The 16,369-nt window shown below is 59.5% G+C and carries 6 protein-coding genes; all 6 read right to left on the bottom strand.

Going from position 1 to position 16,369, the window contains the following annotated elements:
• Window positions 1-99: 99 nt before the first annotated feature.
• Window positions 100-12,225 carry a filamentous haemagglutinin family protein gene (locus VIM98_RS01275; RefSeq protein WP_331991276.1) on the bottom strand — a complete coding sequence of 4,042 codons (12,126 nt, stop codon included), beginning with the start codon at window positions 12,223-12,225 and terminating at the stop codon, window positions 100-102.
• Between the two features lie 226 nt (window positions 12,226-12,451).
• Entirely contained in the window at window positions 12,452-12,784 is a 333-nt protein-coding gene (locus VIM98_RS01270; RefSeq protein WP_331991275.1) for a hypothetical protein, read from the bottom strand.
• Between the two features lie 29 nt (window positions 12,785-12,813).
• Entirely contained in the window at window positions 12,814-13,434 is a 621-nt protein-coding gene (locus VIM98_RS01265) for an OmpH family outer membrane protein (protein ID WP_331991274.1), read from the bottom strand.
• A complete protein-coding gene (locus tag VIM98_RS01260) occupies window positions 13,431-14,039 on the bottom strand; it encodes a hypothetical protein (protein ID WP_331991273.1) in 609 nt (202 codons plus the stop codon). Before VIM98_RS01260 ends, VIM98_RS01265 begins: the two co-directional genes overlap by 4 nt.
• A gap of 11 nt (window positions 14,040-14,050) precedes the next feature.
• On the bottom strand, window positions 14,051-15,802 hold the full coding sequence (locus tag VIM98_RS01255) for a putative porin (RefSeq protein WP_331991272.1): 1,752 nt from the start codon (window positions 15,800-15,802) through the stop codon (window positions 14,051-14,053).
• 54 nt (window positions 15,803-15,856) lie between these two features.
• Window positions 15,857-16,369, bottom strand: a 513-nt coding sequence (locus VIM98_RS01250) for a TonB C-terminal domain-containing protein (RefSeq protein WP_331991271.1), incomplete at its 5' end; no start/stop codon positions are given.

The following is a 16,369-nucleotide window of genomic DNA, read 5'->3' as shown; positions in this document are numbered from 1 at the left end:
CGATACTCCGATCCTTCCTTGATAAAACCTTGCTCCGCAGATTGCGGTCGAATGAAGCGCGCCCCTGCTTTCAATGCAAGGGCGCTTTCTGCCGAAAACCTATTCGGAAAGACGCTGCTGCTCTGCCGCCGTCAAGGTCTTGCGCTTGGCGCTGGTCAACTTACCTGCGCCAAGCACCTGAACCGGGCTTCCCGCGTCGTAACCGTTGTCGCTCGACGCGCCCTGCAGGTTGCTGCTTTCCTGGCCGAAACCGATCACATGAACAGAAATTACCGAAGGCTGCTGATCACGCGCATCGTCACGTTGCTTATTGACCATATCTTCGACGACGTGACTGACAGCATTAGCCGCGGCACTGGCCGCACTCAAAGCGCCAATATTCACCGACTGAGTAATTGGCACGCCGATCTTGTCGCCCTGTACCTGGATGTTATCGGCATTAGCCACTTGGGCTGCCGCGACGACCAGATTACCCGATACGCGAATACCCGCATCGCCGGCGTCAACAGTTCCTCGCGGCGCCATCAAGAACGCATTGCCTTCCGGCGCGCCAGCGACAGTCTGAAGCGTCGCTATACCCGCACCGCTCACTGTTCCGGAAGGGTTAACCAAACAGTAAGCATCCAGGTCGCAAATAAAGCTTATCGGAGGGATCTCCGAAGTGGTCTTGGCGCCCTTGCCCGCATTGATATCGCCATTGGAGCTCCAGGCGACAATATCGCCCCCCTGCTCCGTAAAGATGCGGCTCTGCGCTAATAGCACGCTGCGGTCGGTGAAAATGTCGATATCGCCGCTGCGCAGTGTCAGCAGACCCATGGTGTTGGGCCCCGCCACAACCTGTCCTTGGCTATTGGTCAAGACCGGCGGTGCCGATGAACTGCCAAGCAGCGCCTGGCCACCTGGCGCGAGAATGGCAATATCTCCACCCTGTTGGGTCTGGATTGTCGAATTACGGATATCGAGGTCGCCCGTGTCGACGGTATGCGAAGCACCGTTTATACCGCCTTGCCCGCTTCCGTTATCGGTATAGCCAAGCGAGGCAGGGAACAACGTAGACAGTGCCGCATAGCCACGGGCGTATTGCCCATGGAAGGGGCTCGCCGCGTCGTTGTAGTCGTTACCCACTTCCGCAAGTATCTTGAACAATGCTTTCTGCACGAAAATTTGCTGCACGTAAGTTGGCAGCGCCTGGAACTGCGCCCAAGCCTGGTCGGGCGTAAGGTCGACCGGCGGTACATCCTTCACCAAGCCCGTATCGACAGCCTGACCGGCCACATAGGCATTCATGAAGGAAACCAAGTCAGGTGTCAGGCTGGGTATCCCTTCGACGCCCGCAGCCGGATTGATGTACTGCGCAATAAAGGCCGCTTGATCCATGCCAGGTGCTACGCCATACAAGACTTGTATGCCGGCGCCCTGGTTCGGCAGATAGGGGTTCAGAGCGTTGCCAACGGTATTAATGCCGGTAAGGGAGTCGCCACCGAGAACCAAGGGCAGCTTGTTCACGGTTACCGAGATATTCGTCAGGTCGACTTGATTGGCCAAGGGGCCGATATCTCTTCCCGCCTGCACCTCCAGCGTACCGGTACCTCCCAAGACAATGACCGGTATAGTGACTTGAGCTTCTGTCCCGTTGTTCAGCGTCGGAGATGTGTCAGCGATATCGCGGCCGGCAACGATACGCGTCACATCCGAATCGTGCGTCTGCTGACCGATAAACGCCAGATCGACGATATCGCGACCGGCCTGGATACTCGCCGGCTTGTTAGGCACCAGGAACACGCCGTTTCGGCCACCACCCTCGCCATCGACAATATCGCCATTGAGCGCATAAATACGCACAGGTTGGTTGTCGGCGCCATGGAGAGGTTGCGGCTGGTGGACAAACGGCTCCACCACACTCCAGATGCCGCCGCCGAAGAGATATCCCTGGCTGCGCACGATACTCGTAATGCCGGTATTCGATATCAGCGCGTTCGCATTCAATGGAGACGGCAGCAACGATGCGGGCGCATCGATCAAGCCCCAGGCAGCCTGATAGTTCTGCTGCGCCTCCTTCGAATGATCGAACAAAATCGAATCGTTCGCGAGCAAGGTCAAATTACCGTCTGCCGACGGATAAAGCTCCCCGGTAGAAGATAAATTCAAACTCCCGTTGGGAGCATTCAACTCGACCGTCGCCGGCAAGATAAACCCTGCCGGCCCAGGGGAATTGGTGAGATTCGTATCGGGCACAAAAAGCGCCAACGCATTGCTCAGCGTGCCAAAGTCGATATCGCCGCCCGAAGCGGTGACCGACAGAGACGAGGCCGAACTGTAGCTCTGACCGTCGAAGTGACCTGCCGGAAGCTGGGAATCCAGCTTCGAATTCAAAGTCATATCGAGCCACGACGGATTATAGACACCGCCGATGTCCACGCTTCCCCCGGCAGAAACATTCAGTTGCGCATCCTGCAAGGCGAACAATGTAGACACCGGCTCATCGACCGTGCCGCGCGATCCGTTGACGATGCTTGCGAGCTTGTAGCTGAAATCGCTGCCTATGTTCCCGGCTGCGCTGATATCGCCGGTTCCGTGCGCAACGAAATAGCTCCCGCTCAGGATATCCCCGCCTGCCGTGACACGCAGATTTCCGCCACCGACTGTGTTGACGACCTGAGATCCATCGGCTGCCGTGCTCAAGTACCACGTCGTTGGCAACGAAACAGATAACTGCCGAATATCGCCGCCTGCGGCAATATCCACATCTCCCGATGTCGCCATCACGCCCTGATCGAATGCGCCGAAGTTGATCGATGAACGGCTGCCGTTCGCGGCGTTCCCCGTCTGCATCCAGGGCCACCAATATTGGGCAACGGACGCGCCCGGCGTACCTGTCACGCTGCCATCCGTATCGACCACCGACTGAATACCGACGATATCGCCACCGGCGTGAATCGCTATATTGCCGCCATCGACGGGGTTGACCTGATTGGTCACAACCAGTTCCGGCTCATTGGCGAGCGACAATAGCGATACGCTTGGCTTGACCGTAGGATCGAGCGGCACACCTGCCGAGTAAATCGCAGCCGGAGCGGTGCTGTCCAACCAGCGCACATCACCTGCGGCGGCAATATCGATATCGCCGTTGCCTGTACGCACCAGAGTCGGCGTGTAGATCGTGCTTCCTGTATTCGGATCGAGGTAGTCCGTATGTCCGTCGAAGCTAACCTGCCCCAAAGCACTCCCGCTGCCTTGCACAGCTGCGATCGCTTGCACCGCCAATGGATCGACGCTCCTCGTGTCCGCACCCGCGACAAGCCGGTAGGAGCTGCTGTTCCCCTGAACAAGGCTTGCGCTAAGCAGTGGCAAGCCGTTTATTGCGCTGGGCTCTGGCGAGGGGCTGTTGTCGGTTGCCGGCGGCGGAGGGGTAATGCGATCGAGCGTGGTCGGCGGAGCGACCAAGGGGACGAAATTGTCCGGCATGGCTCCCGGGAAGCCACCATCGATCGCCGACTGCTCGAGATAATCCTTGAAGCTCGCCAGATACGCGGGGTATGCGTTCAAGTTCGCTGGCTGTGCCGGAGCCACTGCCTTGGGATCGGCCACCGTAGTGACAATCCCAAAAGCAAAATAGGCTTCCGGCGTCAGTGGGCTGGAGCCGCTTAGAACAACGTCGTTGACGGGCGTACTGAGATAATCCGCATATGCCACATACTGACCATAATACTCACCGATGGCTGTCGCATCGGATCCGGACAACTCGGTCGGCGCCGAAAACAGACCGGGCACATCATCGACCGTAATCCCGTCTTCTGCAGTTAACTGGTTCTGCAGTGCCACCCAGGCTGCGCTTGCTTCATCGTACGAAGCGGTAGGCACCGTACCCGAACCGAGGATATTACTGCTCTGGAAGAAGCCATCGGTGATGCTGGCGCGTATATCCAGATTGTTTTCCGCACGCAAGCTCACAATAGGAGCCTGCCCATTGTAGCGATATGCAAGTGCAAGCGTGCCATCGGCGTTCTCTACGCCGGCACCAAGATTCCAATTGCTTAGTACGGAGATGTTTCCATCGTTGTTCGTCGTATCTGGATTGATCAGATCGACGCCTGGACGAACACTGAAGTTCTTGACCGAGGCGAAACGCGACTCGAACGCAAAACCGGGGGCTTCGACGAAGCCCATAAGCGCACCCGGACCGTTCGATGGGTCGCCGTTGATATAGCCGTAAAAACTCTGATGCGCCGCATCGATTGCGCCGGCATCGGGCTGGAAATAGTACTTGGCGAAATATTCCGCCAATTGGGTGTCGTTGGTGAAATCCGGATCTGGCTGCTGATTGCCATCGGCATCGAAGAAATGGCCGGCGACCAGTGTGGGTTTGCCAGTAACAGCATCGGGAACATACCAACCCGCTGGATCGACCAGCCCATCGAAGTGCTTGGAAAGGTCGTTCGAATCATCCGTAGCGCTCCAAGTCGCATAGGCCTCGAGGACAACATTCTTTGCACCGATAATTTGCGCATTGTCGGCGATAGTGACATTTACGTCACCGTCAACGAGCACTGGCGCACGCAGCGAGAAGGTACCATCGCCACCGTCGCCATCCATCTTTACATAAGCATGGGGACCGATAACGATCGACCCGGAGTCGGTCGCCTGTACATTCTCGTAGCCATAGCTCGCGTTGAGCGTGCCATCGCCCGTGCCGCTGGTGCCAATGGATATATCTCCACCTTTGCGCCCTTGCGCGGTAGCGAAGCTCAGAAGCGAACCTTCGACATCCACGCCATCCTTGCCGTAAAGGTCGATCGCACCACCGAATGTACCGGACGCATCCACCGTTCCATCGACATGCACCCAGCCGCCGTCGCCATTTGCGGTCAGACTCACTTCGTGTGCGGTAAGCGTATGGCCGGCGTTCAAATCCAGGTCGCCAGCGCCTGTGCGCACCAGGATAGAGCCATTGACACCGCCGGAAGCAGCTAACTGGGCAAATGTGTCGAGATCGAACGCGCCACCGGTGTCGACGATCACGCTGCCGCCCAGATAGCCTTTCGACGCCGCACCGAGCAATTGCCCCTGGACCAGGGCTTGTCCGCCAGCCTGCAGCGTCAAGAAGCCCGCGTTGCCACCGTCCTTGTCGCCAGAAATATCCAGGACGGCTCCGCCGGCCACCGATATATCGCCTGCATCCGCATCGAGAGTCAGCGAGCCGCTCGGGATAAACGACTGCACATCATTGAATGTCTTGGAAAGACCCGCCACGCTTAGCTTAGCGTTATTGCCTATGGTCAAATCGCCAGCGGTCGCATCGATGTCGAGGGTTCCGGCAGGTGCGGAGAATGCGGTATCCAGCAACACCGCGCCGCCGGCAAGACTCAACTTGCCAGCTTGTACGGTCGAATCCAGCGCCGGACCATCAAGATGGTCGATAACCAATGAACCCGTGGTATGCACACTCGTGGTTGCCCCAGCCGATACGATCACGGCGGGCGTATGCATCGCAACATTCAGCGAACCGAAATCGAAGTCACCGTTACCTTGCGCGACAATGCCCTGTGTCGCAGTGGCGTCGACATCCCCGAACCCGCGCAACGTGAAGTCGCCGTCGCCGAAATCCATTTCACCGGCATGGATCTGCAAATGACCCTGGCCGGCCGCAAACGTGTCTGCACCGCCCACGTCGTTACCCAAGGTCAGCTTGGCAGCAGCGATATCGACTGTGCCGCCATCGCTGGTAAGTGACGGGCCATCCAACTCCAGGTTGTGCTGCAGGTTTATACCGATATCGCCCAAGAAATCGATCGTGCCGCGACTACGAAGAACAATATTGTCGGCGTTATCCAACTGGCCGAGCGTCGCCGCACCGATAAGCATGCCCGACGTATCCTCCGGGGCGGTATCCCCAACGAAGGCGATCCGATTCGCGGTAATGTCGATATTCTTCGCACTGAGCAAGGCATCCACGCCAACGTGCGTGTTCCCTGTCGCATCCAGGCTCAACGCGTTACCGCCATCGATGGTGGCACCGTCGGCAATGCTTAGAGCACCGCCTGCCACACCGGCGGCGCCGTCGATTCCCGTCACGTTATGACGTATCACCGGGCTCGCGGCACCGCTCGATACCCGCAGCAGAGCACCATCGCCGCTGACTGCCGGCCCTGAACTGTCAGCCAGCTTGCCGATAACCAGCGGCGTCCCGGTCACCCCCGTCGAGTCGCCGGCACCGCGCAAAACGCTGCCTGCATCCACTTCAATGCCAGCGCCCGTTCCATTGGTCACCAAAATGACCTCTGGCCCCGTCAGGGGATGCGCAGCATCGTTGGACAACACGATGCTTTGCGCTTGCGCATCGACAACATCACCATTATCGCTGGCGCTGCGCGAACCACCGATCAACAAGCTCGACGCACCAAGTGCCGTCAGTCCATCGGCGTCGACCGTCAGATACCCCTCGAGCGCTTGTTCGCCAACGCCAAGAATCTGGATGGCCTGACCCGCGATATCCACTTGGGCGCCACGGCCACCTTCACCGGTGCTCGCGGTCAAGCTTGCTCCGAGATCGAGCTCATGCCCGGCATCCAGCAATAGATGCCCGGCGTCTTGAGGCAACGGCGGTGCACTATTGCCCGCGTGCTCGGCCAGCGACGCAAAGAACTGATTGGCGCCAGTCAGGGTGTAGCCCGAGTACTGCTGCCAAACCTGATCGGACTGAAGCTCGAATGTCGTCGTGCGGGCGCTGCGAGCTCCGGTCAGAGCGTCGACGAAATATCCCGTGACCATCTGCGTACCGTCGGGCAACGTCGTGTTGCGTCCAAGTACTGCATCTTGCGACGAGGTATCCTGGACGACACGATACGCACCGGGCAATGTCGCGTAACGCGCTGGCAGCAAGGTGTAGATCCCAGGTGGCAAGCCAGGAATGCCCGAAAGGTAAACCGCCTGCCCTACCGCAGGCCCCGTGCCAGCCCCCTTTTCCAACGCCGCATCATGCGCGGCGACCGGAGCGTTATAACCTGGAATGATGGCGTAGATGGCTCGCCCATCCGGGTATTGTGGCTGCTGAACACCCGCGCCACCGTTCGCGAAGCTGGTTTGCGTCTGCGCCAGCACATCGCGAGACCCACCCGTCCCCGGCACCCACTCGAAAGCCTGCAGATCGCCGCCGCCGGAAACGTCAACGGTAGCACCTTGCTGCAGCGACACCTGGTCGCCATGAATAGCAATCTGCTTGGCCGGCGGAGCCTCGATATCCGTGCCATCGGTCTCCGGGTCGCCATCGTAGCGCCATTCTTTTCCATCGACTGTGTTGCCGAATGGCAAGACCGCGCCGCCAAGCGACACGGAGGTTACGCTGGTCGGCGTGAGGTCCACGCTTTGTGTGTCGGGCAACGCAAACGACGAAGAAAGACCTAATGCAGATCGCGTCGCAGCAGCATCGGATACACCCAGCGTAATACTGCCGGATGGGACCCACAGCACGCCATCCTGCACGATATGACTGGCGGCTACGGTCAAGCTACCGCCTGCCGACAGTGGTGTGGCACTGTTGCTGTTTCCATTGCCATGGAAAGTGACAGTAGCGTCCTTGCCCGATGCGCCTACAGCATCGATAAGGAAACTGTAGTCACTGACGGGGTAGATACGCGTTGCAGAGAAATCAAGGTTGCCGGTGCTGAACAGCCAGCCGGTGCGCGGCACGTTGCTGACGTATGTGTCCAGCGGCGGCAAGTAGAAACGCAGATCGCCGCTCGAATTGAAGGAGGCATCCTGGAAGCCTTCCAACGACAACTGGCCACCTATATCGATAAAGCCGGCCTTCACATTGAGCGTGCCGTCACCTTGCACCGAACTCGGCGTACCGGCGGCGCCATTGGCCAGGAAAACATAGGGGGCATCGATGGATACATTGCCGGCTCCATCGACCTCACCCGCAGGCATCGCCGATGTGCCAGCGGGTACAGCAACCAGTGCAGGCGCATTGATGACCACGCTATGCGACAGGTCCAATGCAACGTCACCGCTGAAAAGCACGGGAACCGGGCGATAACTTGTCTCTGAGTCGTTATCGCCAGCGACCGGGCCGATGGAGAAATCGGCAATGCCCGAATCCTTGAGTCGATCCACGGCAAAATGCAGTTCTCCCGTAGAGGCGTCAATACCCGATAAATCGTCGCCTGGCTCAAGGCCGACTGGCAGCAAGTTACCGCTCTGCTGCAATACGATGGCACGTGCGTTTGGCTGCACTGAGCCTGAAGGAATCAAGGCACGAATCGACAAACTGCCACCGAGACCTTCGGCTGCGCCTGGCTGAGCGGAAAGGTTCGCGTCGAAGTACATGCCGGCGCCGGCCGAAAGATTGATGCTTCCACCGTCACTCCACACAGGCGTCTGTGTAGCCGCGCCAACGGGAGCGCCAAGCAATGTGGTAGCAGCCGGCAGCTGGTAGATATCGTTAGCACCCGAGACGTCGATCCGAGCCCCATCCTGCACGACAAGATATTGATCGGCAGACAGGTCGACTTCGCCGCCGTCAAGCACGGTACCGGTCCGCGGGATAAAACCCGCGCCGAGTCCGCTCGTAGTCGGGGTCGCTATGGGATTGATAAGCGAAACACCGCTGGCATCGAGCAAGCTGTCGGCACCTAGCCATAAGGCGCGGTTTGGAGCCACAAAACGATCTGCCCCATCGCCACGGCTAGACAGGTCGATGACGCCACCGGGAGCAACAATGGAGCCCAGAACATTCAGGTTGTGATATGCCTGCAACTGCACGGTAGCACCGGCGTCGACTTGCAGTGTGGCGCCCTCGCCAAGATTGATCGACTGACTCACGCCGTCATAGACAGGCAGCGGACCGGATGACACCCAGTTGTCGACCAAGCCCGCCGTTATGAACAGGCCAGCGGGCTGATTGCTTCCAGCGGAAGTCAGCCAACGATGATAGTCATCGAGATAGCCAATCTGGGTAAGCCCGGAATCATAGATGTTCGAACCCGTCGGTGCCGCCGCAAGCGCCAAATAGTTTGGCAATAGATTCGCTGGTTTTACTTGCACATGGCTGCCAGCGGCAATATTCGTATCGGTTTCCGATTTCAAGTAATAGCTGGCAAAACCCTGTCCAGAAAAAAACGACTCCGGAAGATAAAGCAGGGAAACATTTGCCGAAGGATCGGGCGTACCGCCAATCTGGATCTGTGCAGCTTCAAGAGTGAGGCTTCCACCGCCCGAAAATCCATAACCCAGCAGCGTGCCATCCAGAAGCAACCTTCCGCCGCTTATATCCGCATACTGCTGCCCGAGATTGCCGGAGTTGGGCGCCTGGACGTGCGTCGCAAGCGTAATATCTCCTCCGCGTCCCAACGGCACATCGTCAGCAATATCCACCAGACCATTCTGCTGTACATGACCGCCACTGGAAACATCCAGCACACTGCCCTGCTCAAGTATGATGTCGCCGGTCATATCTCCGGCGGCCGAACCGGCTAACAACGCCGTCAGATTGATCGATCCGCCGTTAATGTACTGCGAGCCGACAATACTGTCGGCCGTTTTACCCGCATCGTTGCTCCAAAGACCGCTGGCATCCAGCTCAGCCCCAGCTCCGATCAAGATATCTCCTTGACCGACCGTCGTCAGGTTGATGGCTCCGCTCGTTGCCTGGATCAGACCGGCGACCTTGATTCCCACAGCAGTGAAATCGACTTCGCCGCCGGGCTGCAATTTCAGGTGTGAAGCTTCATCGTCGATTGCACCGCTGGTGCTGATCTTGAGCTTCGAAAATCCACCCCGCTCTATCATCTGGGCAGAGATAAGAAAGCGATTGGAGTTCGGATCGTCCGGCTGACCAGGATCGCCTAGCGGAGTCGTATCATCGAATACTGGATTGATCGTTTCGATCGGCGTTGTCGCATCGACAATTTCAAAATTGACGGGATGACTGTCAATGGCAGTCAGCACGTCGCCGCTGATAATCGCCAAAATACCGCCACTTGGGGCGCCCCCCTGTGCGACCTGATTGCGTCCCCGATAAGCCTGCGCCGACACATCGCCGTCGAGCACGACACCTGCTTGGACATTCGCGCCGCCAACCGTCAGAGTTCCGGCATCGGCTCCCTGAATAAAGCCAGGGTCATAGCGCACCATGCCGCTTAGCAGAGGATTGGCATAGACGTCGCTGACACCCCAGCGAGCATGATTGTCGTTGAACTGCCCGGCGAAGCCCACATAATCCATATTCGGGTCTGCAGAGGCTATGTTGTATATACGCCCATCCGCACCCAGCAAGTTCGGCGTCGTGATCCAACCCGGAAGATAGTTGAGATAGCCGCCATCAAGGCGAAGCTGAGATCCAGTACGTGCAATCACCTCATCGGCTGCGAGCGTGATCGTGCCGCCCTTGAGCATCAACTGATCGATCGTCCGTGGAATATTTTCCACGTAGCCAGCAGCATTGAGCACCGGGCTACCGACCCAATCGAGTCCATCCGCGCGCGTACCGCTTTGTGTGCTGTCAACAACGACGTTGCTTTGCGTGTATAGAAAGCTGTTGCGGAGAAGTGGAGAATCGGCCAGCTCGTTCTGGCCAATACGGGGAATGCTGACGAGTAGTGCCGACATCGGCAATTCGACATCTGTCAGGCCTGAAACATCAATAATGGCACCGTGATCCAGATAGATACGGCTACCGCTCGAGCCGAAACCAGAAGATACAATTTGGAGATTTACGTTGCCGCTTGGCGCCTCAATCAGTGCCCCTTGATCGAGAACAATGCTCTGGCTCGCCGTAAGCGTCACCGAGCTTGTATGAAATGCCTGGTCGGCAGCCTGGCTCGAAGACGTTGTCTCACCGTCTTTCTCAGGCAGCACGGTCGTTACCGAACCGGCCCCCAACTCAATGGTCGAATCCGTATTACCAATCGTAATGCCACTTAAAATCAATTGGCCGGGCTGGCTCAGGGTTGTAGAAGCAACAAGCACCCCGTTTTGAACCAACGTAGTACCGACCCACTGAACCTCACCACGCCTGGCTTCCACCAGGCCATCATTTTCGATGAGGCCGGACCAACCGTTGTTCTGGGCACCGGTATCGCCGCGGGCAACAGAGAACATCCCGTTTCCGCCCGATACAGGTGCGACGTATTTCAAGCTATCGGCGGAGGCCAGAATAGCTGCGCCGCCATCGGCGACGATCGAGCCGCTTTGCTGAATCACTGGCGCAGCGATCAACGTGTAGCCTTGGGGCTGGGTCTGGATCGACGCGCCCTTTTCGATCGTAATGCTTCCGCTGGTAGTTAGCTTGCCTGTCTGACTGTCTACCGTTGCACCGTCGACAAGGAACGCGTTAACCACGCCGTTGTCGCCGAGCACATGATTAGGATCACTCAGCTGGGCAATACCATTCTGTAAAAAGAACGCATTACTCGTATCCACATCGCTGCTAAACAAATTCATCGATGTCGCCAGCAGCGAATGCGTATTCACCTGGCTGCCGGCGCCGAACAGGATGCCGTTACGGTTGATCAGATAGACCGTACCTTCGGCTTTGATCTGGCCAAGGATCTGACTGGGACGGCCCGTCGGATCGTTGATGCGGTTGAGCGCGATCCAGTTGTTGCTGCCATCGGTCTGGGTTCCGCCGGTCTGATCGAAATGCAGCGTCGTATGGCGGCCGACGTTGAAGCTATCCCAGGTCAGGATGGCTTTTTGCGCGGTCTGCTTGACCTCGACATCGGTTTGGCCGTTGCTCACGCTTTGCGTGGGCTGGTTGGCATTCTGCCATAGGGAAGGGTTGCTGCCGATGCCGGCGGACACTTGCAGGCCGCCGGCGGCGATGCCGTCGGGGACCGGCGAACCGGCCTGCCCTTGGGCGGCCTGTTGGGCGGCCTGTTGAGCGGCTTGCTGCGCGCTGAGCTGCGCGGCAACCGCCTGCGCGGCGCTATTAAGATTTTTCAGCGCCTGCTGCACGCTTTGCTGTTGCTGCAGTTGCGCGGCGGTCTGCGGCGATAAGCCGGGAATGCCAGCCGAACCCGGAGTACCGGTCTGCTGGCTGCCCGAGGCGCCCTGACGTTGCGAGGCCAGCCATGATTGGCTTAGCGGGGGGCCGCCGGCGTGCGCGTGCATCGCGCTCATCGCCAGAGCTGTGGCAATCCATTGCGCCAACGGACGCCGGTGCACCGGCGGCTTCAGGCTGGCGGCGCGCTGCGCCTTGTTTCCACTCGTATGCAATGGCTTGATCACGCGAAACCTCATTCCCCTGGAATTCTTTAATGTCGATATGCGCACAACGACCGCCGCGAGCCGCTTGGCCGCATGCGATCGTTTCGCCAGGGCCTCCCTGCCCCGTCTTCTGTCCCTATTCACTTAACTAGACCGGCGGTTCGATGGCCGACTGAACTGCTGTCACGGAAATTTCATCCACCTTGTGACCGGCACCGCGTATGCACCGATCATTGCAACGTAACCGTCATCGTCCGGGCGCAAGCAAAGGGGGCGTTGCCACCAAAGGCGGCGGTCGCTGCGGGTGCACGGACTTGCCCAGCTGATTGCCCATGCGGTTGCTGAAAGCGGAGTAATTGAATTGCCCGACCTGGCGATTGGACGGGTCATGCGCGACGCCTGCCGTCAGGTTGGGCGTAAATGGCGCAGACATCGACGGTGCCAACTGCCGGTTGAGGCATGCGTAAGCCAAGACAGGGCGATCGTTGATACTTACGTCGACACAGGTATCTGCATGCTGTGCGGCCGGCTTGCCAGCGTCGCCGGCGTGCGCGGCGACGAGGCAAATCCATGCCGTCATCGCTATGCATGCGCTCGCGCAAGAGAGCTTCATGGCATTCCCGCGGCCCCGCCAGCGGATACTTTCTCGCGCTCGATGGCGATGGTCGTTACGCGTGCGTCGAGACCCTGAACCACCACCGCGGTCAGATCGTTACCCAGGTTGCCGCCCAGTACCGCATTGCGGTCGAGCAACAAGCCACAGCCCTTGCTCTTATACGCATCGGCAATGATCGGCTGAGCCAGTTCCGCGATGCGCGCTGTAGTCTTCAGGCGGGTGGCTTCGATTTCCTTGGCACGCTGCGCCTGCAGCTGCTGCACCTGCTGTGCGCGAACGGTCAGTGCCTGTTCCTGCTTGCCGCGCTCCGCCGGCGTCAACGAAGCTGCCTGCGCGCGAAGCTTCTCGACATCGGCTTCGACAGGCTTGCGCGCGGCGTCGACTTCCGCCTGCGCCTGTTGCGCCAACTGATTGATACGCGTCGACGCCGCCATGCCGACCTTGGCATGCACGACGATCGCCTCGCGTGAGAGCAGGCAGACACCGGGGACCAGTGGGCCCTGCAAAGGCTCGGCCTTGGGCGGTGTCGGCGGTTGCGCCGCCGACACCGCAGCCGTGCCGAGTGCCACGGCGACGCCAAGCACGACCCGTTTCATTCCGTTATGCCTGCTCATGGCTGCTTCGCCGGTACGTAACGCTGTTCGTACATGCGATCGCCATATGCCTGTGCGGCGTTATCCAGCTTGACGCGTGCGGAGGTGGCGAACGGCTGGCGCGAGGACATGAGCGTGCCCATGTCCATGTGCACGTAGGCGTCGAGAATCTCTTGCCCGACCTTGTACAGCTGTTCGTTTTTGGCCGAGCAGGCTTCGATCTGCTTTTGCGTCCCGGCCAGTTGAGTATTAAGCGCCGCGTTGCGCGATTCTTGCTGCTTGGCCTGCCCGGCGACCTGGGCATACGCCGACTGCGCCTGGCGCGTTTCCTCTTCCGCCTTCTGACGCCCGGCCTTTTCTGCAGCCAAGGCCGGCGAGGCGCCGCGTGCTTTGGCCAATTCGGCTTGCGCCTGCTCCAGTGCTTTCTTGGCTTGATCGCGCTCCTGCTCCAGCGCGGCCTTCTGCGACTGCCACTGCGCCTGCTGGCCCTGCAGATCCTGCAGCTGGCCGCGGGTATCGCGCAATTGAGAGCGCAACTGCTCCTCCAGGCTGCCTTGCTGGGCCTGCGCACCCAGACTCGCCACCGCAAGACCCATGCTTATCGCTACCGCGAGTATGCGTTTCATGCCGCGTCTCCTTAGAACTTGCTGCTGACTTCGAATTGCACGACGTCAAGTGCGAACGGCGGGCCATAGACCTCCTTCGCGTTGTAGTAGCGCGCGGAGACCCACGTGTTCGGTGCAATGCCGTAGTCGGCGGTCAGGATGAAACCCTTGGCGTTGGTACCGCCCAGGTGGAAGTTCTGGTCAGTCAGGCTGTCAAGTTCGGCATCGGGCTGCAGGTATTTGTAGCCCAGCGAAACATTCCATTCGTTCGCCGCCGAGACCTGCGGCGTACCGACAATGCCACGCAGCATCCAGCCGACCGGACCGCTCTTGTACTGGCCGGTGACGCTCGGATCGCTGCTGCTCTGGTAGTTATTGACCGGCTGACCCAGACCGTTGGGATAACGGAATGCGTCCTTCTCGTGGTAGGCCATGTTGCGTACATAATCCGCCTGCAAGCGGACCGGCGTTTGGCCCACCTTGAAGTCGAACTGACTGGTCGCGTTCGCCAGGCGATAGTTATACGCCAGGCCCACCAACTGCGGCTGTGCATAGTTGCTGGGGTTGGTCGGATCGGGAATGATGTCGCGCAGAAGGAAGACCGTATTGCCCTTCTGCATATACTGCGGTGCGGTGTCGTCCGTGCTGCAGAAATTGATGCCTGTATATAGCGGGCACGGGGCGGAGAGCTGGCCGCGCATGCGGTTGAAGTAGTAATACGCCAGCGCCACCTTCCACTGCGTGTCTTCGTCGAACTTCCAGGTCGCACCGATCTGCGCCGCCGTCAGCCACTTGTCGTAGCTGCGGTTCTTTTCGGTGCCCAGGCCCTGGGACGGCGTGTCGTTGCCGGTGAATTCGATCGGGAACGCGCCCACCGTGGCAAAGGTGTCGATATCGTTCCGGAACGGCACCTTGAACTGGCCGGCAATACCGTCGAAGTTCAATTCATTCGAATAAATCAGGTCGGTCGCGAAGAACGGATTGGCAAAGCGGCCAGCCGACATCTTGGACCAGTCGTTGGGCTTCCAGGCGATCCAGGCGCGATCGAGCCACAAGTTCTTCTTGATCAGGCCACCGCCCAGGGTCTGGGTGGTCGATACCGGGTTGTTGTCGTTGCCGGAACCAATGCGGATACCGGCGGTAACGGTGTCGCCAAGCTTCACGTCCATGCCCATATGCGCCTGCAGGCGAAGCATGTTCAAGCGATTCTGCTGGCTGTTGAAGATCGGCGGCGTAACGCCTTGGGTGATCTTGCTGAGGTCGAACGGACCGGTGCGATTGAGCGTGCCGTAATCGATGAAGAATGGCGAATTGCTGCGGCTGAAGAGCCACGATTCGTCACGCACGTGGATGTCGCCCGACCAACTGATACGGTCCAGCCACTCGGGCAACGCATTGGGTTCGGCCCAATGCTCGCTCTTGGCCTGCGCGATGACCTCTTCCTTGACCTGATCGCGGATCTGGTTGCGCACACTCTGCGGCACGTAAGGCACGCGCACATCGCCCGGCTGCGCTCCGTCGTTGAGTGGCGCGGCCTGCGCGGTCTGGCGCGCGGCTTGTTCTGCCTCAGACTTGGCCTGGGCCAGCAGGCCATCGGCGTCGGCCTGGGTAATCAGGCCCTTCTTCACCATCAGGCGAATCAGGTTGATCGTCGCGTTCGTCGACGGGGCAGCATCCTGCGCCAGCGCGTGAAGGCTGGCGCTGCCCAGCAGCAGGCTGACGGCCAGGCAGAGCGCGCGGCGGTGCGGCCGCGTAGAACCTGGTTTTGCGATCGATGACTTCATGGGTTTCTCCGCTGCGGCGCGATGCCGTGGCTTATGGAAAGGGAAAAGAAATATTCAGCTCGGCCTGCGTCCGCGCATGGATGCGCGTATCGGCATGGCCAATTTCGGTGGCGGTGGGGTATCGAGGTGCAGGCCCTGCAAGGCATCGATCAACGCCTGGTCGATGCTCGACGAACCGCTGCTGCCATCCAGCACGATGCGAGTGATCGTGCCGTCCGCGCCGATCCACAGGTTCGCGCGCACATCGAACACCAATCGGCGCGTGCGCTCGTCGCGCTGGATCGCCTGTTGCAAGGTGTACCCCAGATACTGTTCGTAGGAGCCGCCACCGAGCCCGGTGCCGCTGCCCGAACCGACCATGCCGCCGCCATCGCCGGCTCCGATGTTGAACGAGTCGTTGCCGGCCTGTGCCGGCCCGTCGATGGTGATCGGCCTGGGGGCGTCGGGAGCCTGCTTGGGCGCCTCGACCGGCTTGACCGGTTCGTTCGGCTTGGCGATTTCCTGCTTGGTCTCCTCGACTTTCCTTGGTTCCGGCGGCTTTTCTTTCGGTGGCGGGGGCGGCGGCGG

The sequence above is a fragment of the Dyella sp. genome (assembly GCF_036568765.1).
In the GTDB taxonomy this organism is placed as follows: domain Bacteria; phylum Pseudomonadota; class Gammaproteobacteria; order Xanthomonadales; family Rhodanobacteraceae; genus GSA-30.
This window is presented reverse-complemented; position numbering and strand designations above follow the sequence as displayed.

Coding starts and splice junctions, on each gene's coding strand:
- VIM98_RS01270 (WP_331991275.1), bottom strand. CDS start 12,784: ATGACGGCATGGATTTGCCTCGTCGCCGCGCACGCCGGCGACGCTGGC.
- VIM98_RS01265 (WP_331991274.1), bottom strand. CDS start 13,434: ATGAGCAGGCATAACGGAATGAAACGGGTCGTGCTTGGCGTCGCCGTG.
- VIM98_RS01260 (WP_331991273.1), bottom strand. CDS start 14,039: ATGAAACGCATACTCGCGGTAGCGATAAGCATGGGTCTTGCGGTGGCG.
- VIM98_RS01255 (WP_331991272.1), bottom strand. CDS start 15,802: ATGAAGTCATCGATCGCAAAACCAGGTTCTACGCGGCCGCACCGCCGC.